This window comes from Gemmobacter aquaticus, assembly GCF_007859075.1.
In the GTDB taxonomy this organism is placed as follows: Bacteria; Pseudomonadota; Alphaproteobacteria; order Rhodobacterales; family Rhodobacteraceae; genus Gemmobacter; species Gemmobacter aquaticus.
The window spans coordinates 83,438-99,105 of record NZ_VOAK01000011.1; the positions used below are offsets into that span (position 1 = coordinate 83,438).

Below are 15,668 nucleotides of genomic sequence, written 5' to 3' on the forward strand. Positions count from 1 at the left end.
GATGTCCGCAAATTATCTTTCCGCCTGCAACACGGGTATTCGCACTTCTCCCCATCCGATCCGTAGTTCTACGGAGCCTCGCGTCCTTCCAGCCAGAAGCGCGTCAGCTCTGCCGCCGAGGTAGTGCCGGTCTTGACCCCGATGGCCGCCCGATGGCTTTCGACCGTTCGTGGCGACAGCGACAGCGCCTCGGCAATCTGCCGGGTGGTCAGGCCCTTGGCGATCAGTTCCAGCACCTCGGCCTCGCGGCTCGTCAACTGGCCAAGCAGGCGGCGTGTTTCGGCAGCCTCGGCGGCGGCGCGTTCATGCAGGTCCAGTTGGGCCTGCCCGCGCTGGATCGCATCGATCAGGTCTTGCTCATCCACGGGCTTGGTCAGGTAATCGATGGCGCCATTGCGGAAGGCCCGGCGGCAGGCCTCGATATCGCCGTGCCCGCTGATCACGACCGTCGGCCAATGGACCCCGCGTTCGGCCAGCTTTTCCTGCAGCTTCAGCCCCGAAATCACCGGCATACGGATATCAAGGATCAGGCAGCCGGGTTCCAGCCCGCCAAGCTGCGCCAGAAAGGCCTCGGGCGTCGCAAAACTGCGGACCTTGATGCCGACGGTTTGCAGCAGAAGGGACAGCGCCTCGCGCACAGCCTGATCGTCGTCGACAAGGTGAACGGGCCGGGTCATGCCGACACCTTGCTTCCGGGGGCGACGATGGCGGGCAGGCTGACGCGGAAGGTCGTCTCAAGCCCCATGTCGTCCAGCACGATGGTGCCGTTCATCCGGTCGACGAGCCGTTGGCACAACGCCAACCCCAATCCTGTACCATCGGCCTTGCCAGTGACAAACGGCTCGAACAAGCGCGGCCGTATCGCAGGCGATACGCCGGGCCCGGTGTCGGCAACCTCGATCAGGGTCTGGGAACCTGCAGCGCGCGTGCTGACGACAATCTGCCGCCGATCCGATTGAGCGACGGCATCCATTGCGTTTCGCACCAGATTGAACAGGACCTGCTCAATCTCGACCGGATCGCCCTGAACGGCGAGAGCCTCGGGGTCGAGCCTTAGGTCCAGCCTGATCCCCGCTTGGTCCGTTTCGGTCTGCAAAAGTTCGCGGACATTCATTGCCACTGCATTGACCGAGACCGGGCCTGCGGCGTTCGGCGCCGGCCTCGTCCAGCTGCGAAGGCGGTCAAGAATGCCCGAGGCCCTTCTTGTCTGGGCGATGATGGTCTGGAGGCTGGTCTTCAATCCATCGGCATCGCCGCGTTCGGCCAGATGCCGTCCGGCCTGGGCATGGCTCAGGATCGCGGTCAGCGGTTGGGTCAGTTCATGTGCCATGCCGCTTGCCATCTCTCCGAGGGCATTCACCCGCGATGCGTGGGCAAGGCGCGTCTCTTGCGCGCTGATCCGGGCGCTTTGTTCGGCCCGCCGCGCCCGCGCCATCTGTCGAAAGCCCAACACCGCCGCAAAATAGAGCGTCGAGGCGATCGCCGCCGCCATGGCCAGCGACGCGGGCCGAAGCAGGTCATCAATGTTTGGCGAGATGCTGGCCTGAAACACCAGCGGCTGCGAGGTGCTGCCCAGGGCTTTCTCAAACCCCGGCAGAGGCGCATTCGTCGGAGCTGAAGGCGCATCTGCCAGATGGATTGCCTGCGAGACCGAGGGGCGTTTCCAGAACGGGCTATCGGACAGAAGCAGCGCGCGCATGTCGATCTGCATCGCCAGACCATGACGCGCCGCATCGCTGTTCGGGCTGCGCTTCACGATCAGATACCGGCCCTCGGGCGCGGGCAGGGGCAACAGCACCGGCTGGCCCGTTGACTGCCGCGCAGCCGCGCGTATTGCCCCGGCGAGTGCGCCCGTACCAGTAGGCCGGGTGCTCAGGGCAATGCCTTCGCCGTCCAGCGGCACAAGATCAATCGCCTCGATCCGTGGGTAGAATCTCTGGATGGTGGCCGCGACATCCAGAAACAGGTCGGGCCTTTCCTCGGCACCCGCAACGGCCAGCGCGGACAGCGATGTCAGATGGGCATCGTGCTGGTCGGCTCTCTGCGATGCCTGCCGGTGCAGGATCGTGGCTTCGGATTGAAGTTCAGCCAGCAAGGCCTGTCGCTGCGTCAGCGCGCCCGCCAGGACGACAATCGCCATCAACACGACCCATCCGGCAAGGATGAGGCGATTGTTTTCCCAGCGTGAAAGATGCGGTCCGGTCCATGTCATGCGGGGCAGTCTAGCGGACTGTGGCGTCCGTCGAAATGTTGGCTGCGGGAAAACACCTTCAAGCGGAACCGAGGGTTGCTTCGCTGCGGCTGGAGTCCCGCTCGATCTGCCGCGTGATCAGGTGAAATCAAATACACCGTGCAAGAGGATCGTCTCGCCATTGGCGAGCGTAAGAAGCGTGCCGTTCAGCACCTCGCTCGCACGGTAACTGAGTCCGCCAAGGTCAAGAACATCGATGCCGGGATCAAAGCCGTAGACGGTGTCATGACCGTCGCCATCCCGAAAGACCACCACATCGACGTCGCCATCTCCGGCCTCGCCGTCCCCGATCCAGATCTGGTCATCACCCTGTCCACCTTCGACGGTGTCCTGCCCGATAGAGCCGTCCAGCGTGTCGCGGCCCCGGCTGCCGGTGACACGGTCATGCCCCCATCGGGTGCTGAAGTTCACGCCCGGTCCATTGACTGCGCTGTTGGCCCGGGCTGCGGTGAAGCTGTCGTTGCCGGCGTGGGTCCAGCCAAGTTCAAAGCTTGAGAAGTGAAGCGTTGCCTGACCGCCGATGGTCGAGCGGGCAACCCCCGCAAAACTGCCCGAGGCGTCGATGCTTTCGATCGTAACCGAAGCCCCTGGTATCCCAGTAGCTTCGTTTTGCCGAGTGATGTCGCCCTCCTTGATCCAGATATTGATCAGGTCCGACCCATCTCCGCCCGAGATCGTATCGTTGCCGGGGTTGTGGTTCACGTCGCCGCTGCCCCAGCGGATATTCTCGTTTCCGCCACCGCCGTCGATCGCGTCGTCGCCAGTGCTTGAATGAACAAAGTCGTTGCCATCACCCGCATCGATCGTATCGCGACCGCTGCCTGCATCGATGATGTCGTCGAACCGTGATCCCTCGATGCTGTCCGCGCCGCCGCGGGTGAAGATCGACAGGCCGTGGGCGGGAATGCCATCTTTAGGGGCATTCAGTTCGGCTCCCGCACCGTGCACGATGTCATCCCCCTCGGTTCCAAAGACCCGCTCGATGCCCGTGAATGTCAGTTCATTGGCGCCGATCTCGACCTGTCCCCCATCGGTCGACGAAAACGTGATCCGCGCAGCCTCGGCCCCGTCCAGGGAAAGCCTGTCACCACCGGGGTTGCCGGGCGCGTACGGGTCCGGGTCGAACTTTTCGCCACCGGCGCCCCCATGATAGGTGTCGTTCCCTTTGCCGGATGACCAGTGAAAGCTGTCGGCGCCGTTCAGTCCCTCGATCACTTCGGACTGGTCGGTGCCGCGCAGAATGTCGTCCTTGTCGGTTCCCGCAATCGTCGCCATGTCAGCCCTACCGATACCACCTGTTTGAAGCGTAAGTGACTGCCGCAAGGCGGAGCACGATGCGCCCAATGTTCGCAAACTCGTTTGCCGTTCAAAAGCTCAGCGAGAATTCACATCTTCTCAACGACCATAGCATGCGGTGCCCTGTCGTCACCCCAGCGATTGGGCCGTCAGGGCTATTTTCCGTTGTTGTCTTCAGGATTGCCCAAAGACTGATCCTGAAGCCTGCTGTTGATCGCAACCGCAGGTCCCATGCTGACCCGGTGAATACGAGTGCGGCCAAGGCAGGTTCAACTTCAGCACTCCATTGCACATGACGATGATTTCTCGCTGACCCGGAATCCATCGCGCGCATCCATGGTGGCGATCGTCCGGCCATCCAGGTCACCGTGAGGCATGTTCGCATCCCTTTTTATTGGCAGGGGGCACATGCTCCTTCCGTATCCGGCTGAGATAACAGAACAATCCTTCCGTTTTCCTGCGTTAAATGAGGGGCGCTCCTCTCTTGCCTCAGGGGCGGACCGCTGCAATATTGCCGCCGTTCTCGGGGCGGGGTGCGATTCCCCACCGGCGGTGATAGCCCGCGAGCGCCTGCCAAAGGCAGGGTCAGCAGATCCGGTGAAACTCCGGGGCCGACGGTATAGTCCGGATGAAAGAGAATGGACGGGACGGCATCTGCCGGCTCCGGCCGCTATCGCCTTGGGACCGTTCTGGACATCAGGAGGTTCCACATGACCAAACTTCGCATTGCCTTCATCAAGGCTCGCTGGCACGCCGATATCGTCGATCAGGCGCTGGTGGGTTTCACACAGGACATGGCCGCCTCGGGCGCGGACCATGAGATCACCGCCTTTGACGTGCCCGGTGCGTTCGAGATGCCGCTTCTGGCAAAGAAGCTGGGCCAGTCGGGCCGGTTCGACGCCATTGTCGCGGCTGCGCTGGTGGTGGATGGGGGTATCTACCGCCACGACTTCGTCGCGCAGGCCGTCGTTTCGGGATTGATGGAGGCGCAGATGCAGACCGGCGTTCCGACATTCTCGGTCAGCCTGACGCCGCATCATTTCCAGCCGAGTGCCGAGCATCACGCCTTTTACCACGCCCATTTCGTGAAGAAGGGGGCAGAGGCGGCCCATGCGGTGCGACAGGTCGCGGCGCTGACGGTCTGACGGTCGCGCAGTCCGGCAGGTGGAGGTTTTTTTCCGCCTGCCGGTCCGTGCCCTCGTCCTTAGGCAAGACCGCGCACAGTGGTGCCGGGGTTCAGATGCAGGCCGACCAGTTCGACGCGCACGGGCTCGGCTGGGTGATCCTGCCGAATGACCGCCTCGGCGGCACGGCGGCCAACCTCGGCCAGGGGAACCTCGATCGTCGTCAGGCGGGTGCGGATGGCATGGCGCAGCGAGGTGCCGTTAAACCCGATGACCGAAACGGCGTCAGGCACCGCGATCCCCGCGGCGAGCAGCGCACGCAACCCTCCGGTCGCCATCGCGTCGTTCAGGTAGTGAATTGCCGCGGGCAGGGGGCCTTGGCCCAGCAGTCTTTCGGTCAGGATACGCCCGCCTTCTGCGTTGCGGGGCAGGTCGTCGGCGGTGATGCTGCGCGCAGCGGCGCCGGCCTGACGCAGGGTCGACAAAAACCCTTCGCATCTTTGTGCGGCACAGAGGTCGCGCGCGAGTTCCGCGCCGACGTAGCAGCAATCGCGCAGGCCAACCGAGAGGAAGGTCTGTGCCGCAAGCTGGCCGACCGCAACATGTGAAAGTCCGACCGTCGCATCAAGGTCGGGACGATCTCCATCCCAGATCTGCACCGAACGTGGACCGCCTTGCCGCAAAAGCCGCAGCGCCGCGGCGGTGCGATTGATCCCGCCCGAGATGATCAGGCCCGCGGGCTGCATCGACAGCATGGTCCGGATCAGCCTTTCTTCGGTTGAAGGATCGAAGAAGGTCTCACCGATCAGACCGGTCAGGCCGCGTGGGTTCAGCACCGCGTTGATCCCCGAAAGAACCTCGGCGTAGACCTGATCGCTGACCGAAGGGATCAGGACGCCGACCAGCCTGCTGGTCTGGGATGACAGCGCCCCCGCCAGGCTATTCGGAACATACCCCATCTCGTCGACAAGACGCCGCACGCGCGCCCGCGTTTCCTCGCTGATCCGGCCCGTGCCGCGCAGGACTTTTGAGACGGTCATCGGGCTGACACCCGCGGCGCGGGCGACATCGGCGATCGTTTTCGGACGGTGGTGCGAAGGCTCTTGACTCATTCTCTGGTATCGATAACAAATTGGGTTAACGATAACCCAGGCTGGCTGTTCGCTGCAACGGGGAATCGAAGGGAGGACAATTCATGAAACGTGCAATCCGCCGACTATGGTCGGCGATAGACCTTATCATGGCCGGGCTGCTGGTGGCCATGATCGCGCTGGTCTTTGCGAATGTGGTCTTGCGCTACGGATTCTCGTCCGGCATCCGCCAGACGGTGGAACTGGCGCGCCTTTGGTTCATCTGGATCGTGATGCTGGGCGCAGTCACCGTGCTGCATCGGGGGGAGCACCTCGGCATGCCCGAACTGGTTGAAAACCATTTCCCCCGTGCCCTCCCATGGGTAAACCGCTTCAACTGGCTGGTCATTCTTGGATCCTCCGTGATGCTGACCTGGGGTTCGATCCGGGTCACCCAGTCGAACTGGGCCAATATCTCGCAACTGACGGGGCTTGCGCAGGGTTGGTTCTATCTGCCCGGCGTCATCTCGGGCGCCATGATGGCCGCGATTGCGCTGGTGCGCATCGTACATCCCGAGACCGGCAAGCACGACCGAGCGCACGGAGATATCGCATGACCCTGTTCGTGTTCCTTTCGGTCCTGATGGTCTCGATGCTGTTGGGGCTGCCGGTCGCGTTTGCGCTGCTTTTGTCAGGTATCGCGATGATGGTGCAGATGGACCTCTTCAGTGTGGACATCCTGGCGCAGTCGCTTATCAACGGGGTGGACAGCTTCACCCTGCTGGCCATCCCCTTCTTCATGGTTGCGGGCGAGGTCATGTCGCGTGGCGGGCTGTCAAGCCGGATCGTTGCGCTGGCCATGACAATGATCGGGCACCGCAAGGGTGGGCTTGGCTTCGTGGCCATCATCACGGCGATCGTGCTCTCGGGCCTGTCAGGCTCAGCTGTGGCGGATGCGGCAGCGCTGGTGTCGATCCTCTTCCCGATGATGATGAAGGCGAATTACCCGCGAGAGCATAGTCTTGGCCTGCTTGCCTCGGGCGGGTTGATCGGGCCGGTCATTCCGCCGTCGCTGCCGCTGATCCTGATCGGCGTGGCGGGAAACATCTCTATCGGCAAACTGCTGATCGGGGGGATTGCGCCCGGTCTGATGATGGGCGCCGCGCTGTTTGTCACATGGTGGTTGCTGATGCGCAACGAGGCGCTGGAGACGCTGCCCCGGGCAAGCTGGGGTGAATGTGGACGCGCGTTCAAGGACAGTTTCTGGGCCCTGATGCTTCCCGTCATCATCATCGGGGGCATCCGTACCGGTGCCTTCACAGCGACCGAGGCGGCGGTAGTTGCGGCAGTCTATGCGATCTTCGTGTCGATGCTGGTCTACCGCGAACTGGATCTTCGTGGCCTCTATGACACTCTCGTTGCCGCCGGGCGCACCACTGCAATGGTGATGTTCCTTGTCGGCGCGGCGATGGTGGTCTCGTGGATGATCACTGTCGCGCAACTTCCCCAGCAACTCGCGGCTCTGCTGGATCCCTTCATGGACAGTCCGCGCCTGCTGATGGCGGTCATCATGGTGATCGTGTTTCTGGTGGGCACTGCCATGGATCTGTCCCCGACCGTTCTGATCCTTGTGCCTCTGTTCATGCCGGTCATCATGATGGCCGGGATCGACCCGGTCTATTTTGGCCTGATGTTCGTGATCAATTGCTCCATCGGGCTGATCACCCCGCCTGTAGGCACGGTGCTGAACGTGGTCTGCGGCGTCAGCGGGGCGACCATGTCGCAGGCGATGCGCGGTGTGATGCCCTTCATGATCGCCTACCTGATGTTGCTGACCCTGTTCGTGATCTTCCCCGAGTTGATCACCGTGCCCCTGCATTACCTGAACGGATGAATCTTCAAAAAGTTGAAGGAGGAACTTGAATGAAGACTATCGCCAAAGCCCTTGGACTGATTTCGGCACTCGCCCTGACGGGCGTTGCCGCGCAGGCCGAAACCAACCTCAAGCTGGCCCATGCCGCGCCTGAGACTGACCTGCAGCAGACGCTGTCGCTGTTCTTCAAGGAACAGGTCGAGGCGCGGACCAACGGGTCGGTTACCGTCACGATCTTTCCGCAGGGCCAGCTTGGCAACGACGCGGCGATGATCGACGGCGCGCGGTCGGGGATCATCGACATCGCCATGTCGGGGCTGAACAACTTTACCGGTCTTGTGCCCGACGCAGGCGCGCTGGAACTGCCCTTCATCTTCCCGACCCGCGACGTGGCCTACAAGGTTCTGGACGGAGAAGTGGGGCAGGGGATCTCGGGGCAGTTCACCCAGCACGGGCTGAAGGTTCTGGGCTATCCGGAAAACGGCTACCGGAACATGACCAACAACCGTGGTCCGATCAAGGCTCCGGCCGATGTCTCGGGGCTGAACATGCGGGTCAACAACTCCAAGGCGCTGAACGACATGTTCGCGCTGCTTGGCGCCAACCCTACGCAGCTGCCCGTGGCCGAGCTTTACACCGCGCTGGAGACTGGCGTGGTCGATGCGCAGGACCATCCGATCGGCATCGTGCTGTCGTTCAAGTTCAACGAGGTGCAGAAATACCTCAGCCTGACGCAGCACGCCTATTCGGCTCTGGCCTTGGTCATGAACGACGCAAAGTTCAACGGGCTGACCGCGGACGAGCAGAAGGTGGTGCTTGAAGTGGCGGCCGAAGCGATTGCGATGCAACGCAAGGCCGCACAGGACAAGGAAGCCGGCATGATCGAAGAGCTGAAGGCGTCCGGCATGGAGGTGAACGCGGATGTGGATGCTGCCGCGTTCCAGGCGGCCGTCAAACCGGTCTGGGACGGCTATGTCGCGGCAAATGGCGATGCCATGGTCAATGCCATCGTGGCCGCGCAAAAGTAAACTGGATCGGTGTTTTATCATCCACCAAGGGGGCGCCACGCGCCCCCTTTTGCCATCTCACGGTTTAGCGGCTTGACGGGCGAAGCTGCAACTCGGGCGCGATGGCAATGGTCGCAGGGCCTGTCTGGCGGCCATCGATCACATCGAGGATCAGTTGCGCCACCCGCGCCCCGATCTCGCGCGGGAAGGGGTTGATCGTCGTCAGGGGCGGGACCGAGATCTCTGCGATCTCGTAATCGCCAAAGCCCGCCAACGAGATGCGTCCGGGCACGTCGACCCCGCGCCGCTGGCATTCGGTCAAGGCGCCAAAGGCCGAAAGGTCGGATACGCAGATCACCGCCTGGGTGTCGGGCAGGGTTTCCAGCAACCGCCCCATGGCCTCGGCCCCCTCGCGCATGGAAATGGGCGGGGCGCCGACGGCGATCAGGCGCCCGGCGTCGAGCCCATGCGCCTGCATCGCGGCGATGAAGCCCGCGCGCCGGTCGGCGCCGCGCGTGTCGCGGCTGGTGTCCCCGCCGATAAATGCGATGCGTGTCAGCCCCTGGGCGACAAAATGATCGACCATGCCCTTCACCGCCTCGGCATTCGAAAACCCCACCACATGCCCGATGGGGGTTTCAGGCAGGTCCCAGGTTTCGATCACCGGGATGCCCGCGTTCTCCAGCATGCGGCGCGCGCGTGCTGTGTGCTTGCCGCCTGTGACCACAATCGCCTCTGGGCGGCGGCGCAGAAGCTGTTCGATCAGCCGCTCTTCTTCGGCCATGTCATAGTCGGTGGTGCCCAGCAGGATCTGCAAGCCCCGCGCCTTCAGCCCGTCTGACAGGCCGCGAACCGTATCGGCGAAGTTCGCGTTGTTGATCGAGGGGATGGTGACCGCCACGAAATCGGTCCGTTGCGACCGCAGGCTGGAGGCGGTGCTGTCAAAGACATAGCCCAGTTCGTCTGCCGCCTTGAGGATCGCCTCGCGCGTCGCCTCGCTGACCGAACTGTCGGCCTTGAAGGCGCGGCTGACTGTCATGGGGGAAACACCCGCAACGCGGGCGACATCGGCCATGGTCGGGGCTTTGCGAGATGCGCTCATACCCCAGTGGTATCGTTACCCGGGAATGAAATCCATCCCCGGGTCACGCAGGGCATCATGCAAGTTCGAAATCGTGCGCGGTGGTCACATGGTGGTGGATGCGCCCGGTGAAGAACCGTGCCAGCACCGACTCGGTTGCCGCGCGGGCCTCGCTGCGCACAGGGCTCGCGAGTGCCGCGTCGACCGATGCCAGATCGGGGTAGCTGATCGCGAGGATCATCGGGAACTCCGGGGCGCCGTCATCGCGCGATTCCGCGAAGGTCACGCGCACTGCCAGCGCGCCGGGAAACGCCTTCCACTTTGGCAGGATCTCGGTCAGCACGGCCTCGCGGAAGGCAGCGTTCTGGCCGGGGTGAACCTGGCCTTCAAACAGCGCGTAGCGGGTGATCATTCGAACAACTCCTTATTCGGTCCCTTGAAGAATTCCATAAGCGCCGCCTGATCCTCGCCTCCCAGACCAGCGGCCGTCAGCATCCGGTGGATCTCGGCGCAGAGCGCGGTCAGCGGCATCGCGGTGTGGGTCAGTCGGGCCAGATCCTGTGCGCCGTTCAGATCCTTCACCATATTGTCGATCCGCCCCGTGCGCCGGTAATCACGCGCGGCAAAACGGGGCATGTATTCCTGCAGCAGTGCGCTGTCGGCGCGCCCGCCGCGCAGGGCTTGCGGAACCATCTTGGCATCAACGCCAGCCGCCTCGGCGAGTGCGGTCGCCTCGGCCACGGCCAGAAAGCCCAGCCCGCACAGCACCTGATTGATCAGCTTGGTCGTTTGCCCCGTGCCGGGACCACCCATGCGGGTCTGGTTGGAGGCAACCTGCGCCAGAACGTCCTGGGCATCCGCGACATCGGCCTCGGCCCCGCCCTGCATCAGCGTCAGCTGACCGATCGCGGCCTTTGGGATGCCGCCCGAAAGCGGGCTGTCAACCCAACGAAGCCCCCGCTCGGCGGCATCGGACGCCAGCGCCTTGGTTGCCTCGGGGTCGATGGACGACATGTCGATCAGCAGCGTGCCGGGGGCTGCGCCTTCGGCCACGCCGCCGGGGGCAAAGACCGCCGCGCGCACGATGCGGGCCGCATTCAGCGACAGGATCACCGCATGGGCGCCGCGTGCGGCCTCGGCGGCGCTTGAGGCTTCGGTTGCACCTTGCGCGACCAGTGCGCCGCGCTTTTCGGGGTCGAGGTCAAAGACGACGAGCTGCGTTCCCGTAGCCAGCAGGCGCGCACCGATGGCGCCACCCATGGCGCCCGCACCGATGAGGGCAATTCTTCGGCTCATCACAATTCTCCTCGGAGGTGGGGAAGCACATAGGCCACAAGCTCGGCCAGCGGTTGGTCAATATCCACCGTCAGCGCAGCTTCGTCCGGGCCGGGGGGCTCGAGTGCGGCGAACTGGCTGTCGAGCAGCGAGAGCGGCATGTAATGGCCCGCGCGCCTTGCCATGCGGGCGGCGATCACATCGCGACTGCCCGTCAGATGCACGAAGCGGACCGGCCCGCCCGCTGCCGCGCGGATGCGATCACGGTAGGCGCGTTTCAGGGCCGAACAGCCCACCATCACCGGCGCCTGATCCCGCAGCGTAGCGGCCACCCGGTCCAGCCATGGCCAGCGGTCATCGTCGGTCAGGGGGATGCCGTCGCGCATCTTGGCCACGTTTTCGGCCGGGTGCAGGTCATCGCCGTCGATATAAGGCACCTGCAGCGCCTCGGACACGGCCGCGCCCACGCTCGATTTGCCGCAGCCCGAGACGCCCATGAAGATGACACGCAGGCTCATAGCGAGGCCGTGATGCCGCCGTCCACATAGAGGATGTGCCCGTTGACGAAACTCGACGCATCCGACGAAAGGAAGATGCAGGCGCCCACAAGCTCTTCGACCTTGCCCCATCGTCCGGCCGGGGTGCGCTTCTCCAACCAGGCCGAGAAGGTCGGGTCGGCGACCAGTGCGGCATTGAGCGGCGTGTCGAAGTAGCCCGGTGCGATGGCATTGCATTGCAGGCCGTGCTTGGCCCAGTCGGTGGCCATGCCCTTGGTCAGGTTGCCCACCGCGCCTTTTGTGGCGGTGTAGGGCGCGATTCCCGGACGGGCGAGGGCAGTCTGCACGCTGGCGATATTGATGATCTTGCCGCGACCGCGGCCGATCATGTGTCGCGCCACCGCTTGTCCCACGTGAAAGACAGAGGCCACGTTGGTTTGCAAAAGCCGCTCGAACGCGTCGGCCGGAAAATCCTCCAGCGGGGTGCGATATTGCATGCCGGCGTTGTTCACGAGGATGTCGATCGGCCCGACCTCTGCCTCAAAGCCATCGACGGCGTTGCGGACAGCATCATGGTCGGTCGCGTCGAAGGCAAGCGTCGCGGCGCCGGGAATGCGTGCAGCCGCCTCGGCCAGTTTACCCCCGTCGCGCCCGTTCAGCACGACATGCGCGCCCGCAGCAGCCAATCCCTGCGCCAGTGCAAAGCCGATGCCCTGCGATGATCCGGTCACCAGCGCGCGCTTTCCCGTCAGGTCGAACAGTTGCAGTCCCAAGGTTTCCTCCATCTTCAGAACGCTCTCGACAAGCGCTGTCAGACCTGTTTATGTTATCGATAACAAATCACCGATGACCTAACGTGTCAAGACCCGATGGGAGAGATCATGACCAAACCGCACATTCTGCAAGTCGGCCCCTATCCGGCCTGGGATCAGGAACCGCTGGACGCAGCCTTCCACATGCACCGGCTGTTCGAGGCCGCCGATCGCGATGCCTATCTCGCCGAGGTTGGCCCCAAGGTGCGCGGCATCGCGACGCGCGGCGAACTGGGCGCGAATGCGGCGATGATCGCGGCCTGCCCGAACCTTGAGATCATCAGCGTCTATGGCGTGGGCTATGATGCGGTCGATCTGGCGGCGGCCAAGGCGCGGGGCATCCGTGTCACCAACACCCCCGACGTGCTGACCAATGACGTGGCCGATCTGGGTGTTGCCATGATGCTCGTGCAGTCGCGCGGCATGATCGGGGCGGAGACCTGGGTGCGCGACGGATCATGGGCCGCAAAGGGGCTTTACCCGCTGCAGCGCCGGGTCTGGGGCAAGCGCGCGGGCGTGTTGGGCCTTGGCCGCATCGGTTATGAGGTCGCCAAGCGTCTGGCGGGCTTTGATCTTGAGATCGCCTATAGCGATGTGGGTCCCAAAGATTATGCGAAGGACTGGGAGTTCATTGCCGATCCGGTCGCGCTGGCCGAACGGTCGGATTTCCTGTTCGTGACGCTCGCCGCCTCGGCTGCGACACGGCACATCGTCGGGGCGAAAGTGATCGAGGCCCTGGGGCCGAACGGGATGCTTATCAACATCTCGCGCGCGTCGAACATCGACGAGGCGGCGCTGCTTGATGCGCTTGAAACGGGCCGGCTTGGATCTGCCGCGCTTGATGTGTTCGAGGGTGAACCCGCATTGAACCCGCGCTTCCTGTCGCTGCCCAATGTCCTGCTGCAACCCCATCACGCCAGCGGCACATTCGAGACGCGTCAGGCGATGGGCAAGCTGGTGCGCGACAATCTTGGGGCGCATTTTGCAGGTCAGCCCCTGCTGACGCCGGTTCTTTAAGGGGGCGCGTCGCGATGAGAGCCATCGTCATTCACGCCGCCCGCGACCTTCGGATCGAGGATCACCCCGAGGAAGCGCCCGGCCCGGGTCAGCTGCGCCTGCGGCTGGCAACGGGTGGGGTCTGCGGATCGGACCTGCACTACTACAATCACGGTGGCTTCGGCGCGGTCCGGCTGAAAGAGCCGATGATCCTCGGGCACGAGGTATCGGCCCGGGTCGAAGAGGTGGGGCCGGGTGTTACGGGCTTTGCGCCCGGTCAGCTTGTCGCCGTTTCGCCCTCGCGCCCCTGCGGAACCTGCCGCTACTGCCTTGAAGGCTTGCCGAACCAGTGTCTGAACATGCGGTTCTACGGTAGCGCCATGCCATTCCCGCATATTCAGGGCGCCTTCCGCGAAGTGCTTGTGGCCGATGTCGCGCAATGCGTCGATGCCACCGGCCTGACGCCGGGGGAAGCCGCGATGGCCGAACCGCTGGCCGTGACGTTGCATGCCACGACCCGCGCCGGAACGATGCTGGGCAAACGGGTGCTGGTCACCGGCTGCGGCCCGATCGGGGTTCTGTCGATCCTCGCGGCCAGACGGGCAGGGGCGGCCGAGATCGTGGCGACCGACCTTTCCGATTTCACCCTGTCGCTGGCGCGCAAGGTGGGGGCGGATCGCGTGATCAACACGGGCACCGAACCGGATGCATTGGCTGCCTATGCCGAGGGCAAGGGCCATTTCGATGTGCTCTATGAATGCACCGGGGTTGCTGCGGCCCTTGCCGGCGGGATCGCCGCGCTGCGCCCGCGCGGGGTGATCCTGCAACTGGGTCTTGGTGGCGACATGAGCCTGCCAATGATGGCCATCACCGCCAAGGAACTGGATCTGCGCGGCAGCTTCCGATTCCATACCGAGTTTGCTACGGGGGTGGCCTTGATGCGGGCGGGGCTGATCGACGTCAAACCCCTGATCACCCATACCGTGCCGCTTGCCAGTGCCGAAGATGCGTTCCGCGTCGCCTCGGATCGCAGTCAGGCCATGAAGGCGCAGATCAGCTTCGCTGATTGAGCCAGAGCCAATAGGCCGAATGGTCGAGGTCGGCACCCTGCTGCACCTCGACCAGATCACGGAAGGCCGCCTGCACGGTCTTGGACAAAGGCAGGTCGAGGTCTGTGTCTGACGCGAGCACCATCGCGTTGTCCAGATCCTTGAGTTGCGCGGAACTGCGCCCGCCGGGGAGGAAGTCGCCTTCGACCATGCGCCGCCCGTGCAATTCAAGGATGCGACTGTCGGCAAATCCCCCGCGCAGCGCCTCACGCAGGGCAGCCGGATCGCAGCCTCCCTCGGCACCCAGCCGAAGCCCCTCGGCCACCGCGCCGATGGTGATCGCAACGATCAGCTGGTTGGCAAGCTTTGCCACCTGTCCTGCGCCCGATGCGCCCAAATAGGACGGGCGCCCCAGAATGCGCAGCACCGGGGCCATGCGCCCGGCCAGATCGGCATCGCCGCCTACAAAGATTGAAAGCGTGCCCGCCTCTGCCCCGACTACGCCGCCGGACACCGGGGCATCCAGATAGCCACAGCCGCGCGCCTGCGCCATTGCGGCCAGCGCGCGATCCGTCGCCGGATCGACAGAGCCCATATCGATGAAGCAGGCCCCGGCCCGCGCTGCCGCCAGCGCGCCCTGATCCAGCAGAACCGCGCGCGTGGCCGGACCGTCGAGCAGCATGATGATGACAAGGTCGGCCTCTGCCACCGCCGCGGCCGGGGTGGGGGCAGTTTGCGCCACATCCGCCAGCGCCGCCGACCGCGCGGCGTTGCGGTTCCAGACGGTCACCTCATGACCGGCCGCTGCCAACCGGCGGGCCATTGGCGCGCCCATGAGGCCAGTACCCAGAACGGCGATCTTCATTGCGCACTTGCCCCGATTGCGGCCAGCGCCGCTGCGGCAACGGCCACATCCTGTTCGCCTGTGCCCGACCCGATCCCGATTCCGCCCAGAAGGACGCCGTTGCGAATGATCGGCAACCCACCCGGCAGCCCGGTCATGGTGCCTTCCGTTGCAAGCGGAATCGAGGTGCGGACTGCTTCGGGCAGCGCGGATGATGGCCGTCCGGTCGATGCCGCCGTCTGCGCCTTGGCCCGTGCGGACCGCATCGACAGCACCCTGGCACCCACCATGCGAAACGAGGCAAGCTCGACTGCAGAGGCATCGACGATCACGATGCATTGCGGCTGACCCATCCCGGTGGCAGTCTCGACGGCGGTCTGCACGAGCAAGGCGACCGCCGCATCGGTCAGCCTCTCGGTTGGCGTAGTGATCTGCATGGCAGCCCTTTCGGTTTGACGTCTGATCTTGGTATCGATAACAATATGTGCCGGGG

General features: G+C 64.1%; 17 protein-coding genes and 1 riboswitch. Of the genes, 6 read left to right on the forward strand and 11 right to left on the reverse strand.

Translation table 11 applies throughout. The annotated features are described in order from the left end of the window. Positions 1 to 68: 68 nt before the first annotated feature. From FQU74_RS02400 to FQU74_RS02410, 3 genes are all read right to left on the reverse strand, one after another. The gene (locus tag FQU74_RS02400; RefSeq protein ID WP_146284842.1) at positions 69 to 677 is read right to left on the reverse strand and encodes a response regulator transcription factor; all 609 of its coding nucleotides are present in this window, start codon (positions 675 to 677) and stop codon (positions 69 to 71) included. Next, entirely contained in the window at positions 674 to 2,140 is a 1,467-nt protein-coding gene (locus FQU74_RS02405) for a sensor histidine kinase (RefSeq protein ID WP_206664992.1), read from the reverse strand. Before FQU74_RS02405 ends, FQU74_RS02400 begins: the two co-directional genes overlap by 4 nt. A gap of 189 nt (positions 2,141 to 2,329) precedes the next feature. After that, entirely contained in the window at positions 2,330 to 3,526 is a 1,197-nt protein-coding gene (locus FQU74_RS02410; protein ID WP_146284844.1) for a calcium-binding protein, read from the reverse strand. Positions 3,527 to 4,062: 536 nt separating this feature from the next. Further along, positions 4,063 to 4,191: riboswitch (FMN riboswitch) on the forward strand. A gap of 66 nt (positions 4,192 to 4,257) precedes the next feature. Between FQU74_RS02410 and FQU74_RS02415 the strand changes: the two genes are divergently transcribed. After that, a complete protein-coding gene (locus FQU74_RS02415; RefSeq protein WP_146284845.1) occupies positions 4,258 to 4,692 on the forward strand; it encodes a 6,7-dimethyl-8-ribityllumazine synthase in 435 nt (144 codons plus the stop codon). A 59-nt stretch (positions 4,693 to 4,751) separates the two neighbouring features. Here the strand turns inward: FQU74_RS02415 and FQU74_RS02420 are convergent, their stop codons facing one another. Next, positions 4,752 to 5,783: a LacI family DNA-binding transcriptional regulator gene (locus FQU74_RS02420; RefSeq protein WP_146284846.1), complete on the reverse strand. Its 1,032-nt coding sequence runs from the start codon at positions 5,781 to 5,783 to the stop codon at positions 4,752 to 4,754. Between the two features lie 83 nt (positions 5,784 to 5,866). Between FQU74_RS02420 and FQU74_RS02425 the strand changes: the two genes are divergently transcribed. Genes FQU74_RS02425 through FQU74_RS02435 form a run of 3 tightly spaced genes read left to right on the forward strand, consistent with a single transcriptional unit; the run spans position 5,867 to position 8,642 of the window. Then, on the forward strand, positions 5,867 to 6,358 hold the full coding sequence (locus tag FQU74_RS02425) for a TRAP transporter small permease (protein ID WP_146284847.1): 492 nt from the start codon (positions 5,867 to 5,869) through the stop codon (positions 6,356 to 6,358). After that, positions 6,355 to 7,635, forward strand: a complete 1,281-nt coding sequence (locus FQU74_RS02430) for a TRAP transporter large permease subunit (protein WP_146284848.1) — start codon at positions 6,355 to 6,357, stop codon at positions 7,633 to 7,635. Before FQU74_RS02425 ends, FQU74_RS02430 begins: the two co-directional genes overlap by 4 nt. Before the next feature lie 29 nt (positions 7,636 to 7,664). Then, complete coding sequence (locus tag FQU74_RS02435) at positions 7,665 to 8,642, forward strand: TRAP transporter substrate-binding protein (RefSeq protein WP_146284849.1); 978 nt, start codon at positions 7,665 to 7,667, stop codon at positions 8,640 to 8,642. 64 nt (positions 8,643 to 8,706) lie between these two features. Here the strand turns inward: FQU74_RS02435 and FQU74_RS02440 are convergent, their stop codons facing one another. The 5 genes from FQU74_RS02440 to FQU74_RS02460 are packed head-to-tail and all read right to left on the reverse strand — an operon-like array spanning position 8,707 to position 12,247. Next, positions 8,707 to 9,723, reverse strand: coding sequence for a LacI family DNA-binding transcriptional regulator (locus FQU74_RS02440; RefSeq protein WP_146284850.1), 1,017 nt, complete (start codon positions 9,721 to 9,723; stop codon positions 8,707 to 8,709). 55 nt (positions 9,724 to 9,778) lie between these two features. Then, on the reverse strand, positions 9,779 to 10,114 hold the full coding sequence (locus tag FQU74_RS02445; protein ID WP_146284851.1) for a hypothetical protein: 336 nt from the start codon (positions 10,112 to 10,114) through the stop codon (positions 9,779 to 9,781). Beyond that, the gene (locus FQU74_RS02450; RefSeq protein ID WP_146284852.1) at positions 10,111 to 10,998 is read right to left on the reverse strand and encodes an NAD(P)-dependent oxidoreductase; all 888 of its coding nucleotides are present in this window, start codon (positions 10,996 to 10,998) and stop codon (positions 10,111 to 10,113) included. Before FQU74_RS02450 ends, FQU74_RS02445 begins: the two co-directional genes overlap by 4 nt. After that, on the reverse strand, positions 10,998 to 11,495 hold the full coding sequence (locus tag FQU74_RS02455) for a gluconokinase (RefSeq protein WP_146284853.1): 498 nt from the start codon (positions 11,493 to 11,495) through the stop codon (positions 10,998 to 11,000). Before FQU74_RS02455 ends, FQU74_RS02450 begins: the two co-directional genes overlap by 1 nt. Beyond that, the gene (locus FQU74_RS02460; protein WP_146284854.1) at positions 11,492 to 12,247 is read right to left on the reverse strand and encodes an SDR family oxidoreductase; all 756 of its coding nucleotides are present in this window, start codon (positions 12,245 to 12,247) and stop codon (positions 11,492 to 11,494) included. Before FQU74_RS02460 ends, FQU74_RS02455 begins: the two co-directional genes overlap by 4 nt. A gap of 108 nt (positions 12,248 to 12,355) precedes the next feature. Between FQU74_RS02460 and FQU74_RS02465 the strand changes: the two genes are divergently transcribed. Both FQU74_RS02465 and FQU74_RS02470 read left to right on the forward strand, forming a co-directional pair. Next, complete coding sequence (locus tag FQU74_RS02465) at positions 12,356 to 13,303, forward strand: 2-hydroxyacid dehydrogenase (protein WP_146284855.1); 948 nt, start codon at positions 12,356 to 12,358, stop codon at positions 13,301 to 13,303. 14 nt (positions 13,304 to 13,317) lie between these two features. Next, on the forward strand, positions 13,318 to 14,352 hold the full coding sequence (locus FQU74_RS02470; protein WP_146284856.1) for an L-idonate 5-dehydrogenase: 1,035 nt from the start codon (positions 13,318 to 13,320) through the stop codon (positions 14,350 to 14,352). Here the strand turns inward: FQU74_RS02470 and FQU74_RS02475 are convergent. Both FQU74_RS02475 and FQU74_RS02480 read right to left on the reverse strand, forming a co-directional pair. Beyond that, positions 14,336 to 15,196 (reverse strand): NAD(P)-dependent oxidoreductase, encoded by an 861-nt coding sequence (locus FQU74_RS02475; RefSeq protein WP_146284857.1) that lies wholly within the window; start codon positions 15,194 to 15,196, stop codon positions 14,336 to 14,338. The genes FQU74_RS02470 and FQU74_RS02475 overlap by 17 nt on opposite strands. Beyond that, positions 15,193 to 15,612, reverse strand: coding sequence for a GlcG/HbpS family heme-binding protein (locus tag FQU74_RS02480; protein WP_146284858.1), 420 nt, complete (start codon positions 15,610 to 15,612; stop codon positions 15,193 to 15,195). The genes FQU74_RS02475 and FQU74_RS02480 overlap by 4 nt, the downstream gene beginning before the upstream one ends. Positions 15,613 to 15,668 lie beyond the last annotated feature (56 nt).

Bases quoted from the DNA above. Each gene is read 5' to 3' on its own strand.
- FQU74_RS02400 (WP_146284842.1), bottom strand. From the start codon at position 677: ATGACCCGGCCCGTTCACCTTGTCGACGACGATCAGGCTGTGCGCGAG.
- FQU74_RS02405 (WP_206664992.1), bottom strand. From the start codon at position 2,140: ATGGCGATTGTCGTCCTGGCGGGCGCGCTGACGCAGCGACAGGCCTTG.
- FQU74_RS02410 (WP_146284844.1), bottom strand. From the start codon at position 3,526: ATGGCGACGATTGCGGGAACCGACAAGGACGACATTCTGCGCGGCACC.
- FQU74_RS02415 (WP_146284845.1), top strand. From the start codon at position 4,258: ATGACCAAACTTCGCATTGCCTTCATCAAGGCTCGCTGGCACGCCGAT.
- FQU74_RS02420 (WP_146284846.1), bottom strand. From the start codon at position 5,783: ATGAGTCAAGAGCCTTCGCACCACCGTCCGAAAACGATCGCCGATGTC.
- FQU74_RS02425 (WP_146284847.1), top strand. From the start codon at position 5,867: ATGAAACGTGCAATCCGCCGACTATGGTCGGCGATAGACCTTATCATG.
- FQU74_RS02430 (WP_146284848.1), top strand. From the start codon at position 6,355: ATGACCCTGTTCGTGTTCCTTTCGGTCCTGATGGTCTCGATGCTGTTG.
- FQU74_RS02435 (WP_146284849.1), top strand. From the start codon at position 7,665: ATGAAGACTATCGCCAAAGCCCTTGGACTGATTTCGGCACTCGCCCTG.
- FQU74_RS02440 (WP_146284850.1), bottom strand. From the start codon at position 9,723: ATGAGCGCATCTCGCAAAGCCCCGACCATGGCCGATGTCGCCCGCGTT.
- FQU74_RS02445 (WP_146284851.1), bottom strand. From the start codon at position 10,114: ATGATCACCCGCTACGCGCTGTTTGAAGGCCAGGTTCACCCCGGCCAG.
- FQU74_RS02450 (WP_146284852.1), bottom strand. From the start codon at position 10,998: ATGAGCCGAAGAATTGCCCTCATCGGTGCGGGCGCCATGGGTGGCGCC.
- FQU74_RS02455 (WP_146284853.1), bottom strand. From the start codon at position 11,495: ATGAGCCTGCGTGTCATCTTCATGGGCGTCTCGGGCTGCGGCAAATCG.
- FQU74_RS02465 (WP_146284855.1), top strand. From the start codon at position 12,356: ATGACCAAACCGCACATTCTGCAAGTCGGCCCCTATCCGGCCTGGGAT.
- FQU74_RS02470 (WP_146284856.1), top strand. From the start codon at position 13,318: ATGAGAGCCATCGTCATTCACGCCGCCCGCGACCTTCGGATCGAGGAT.
- FQU74_RS02475 (WP_146284857.1), bottom strand. From the start codon at position 15,196: ATGAAGATCGCCGTTCTGGGTACTGGCCTCATGGGCGCGCCAATGGCC.
- FQU74_RS02480 (WP_146284858.1), bottom strand. From the start codon at position 15,612: ATGCAGATCACTACGCCAACCGAGAGGCTGACCGATGCGGCGGTCGCC.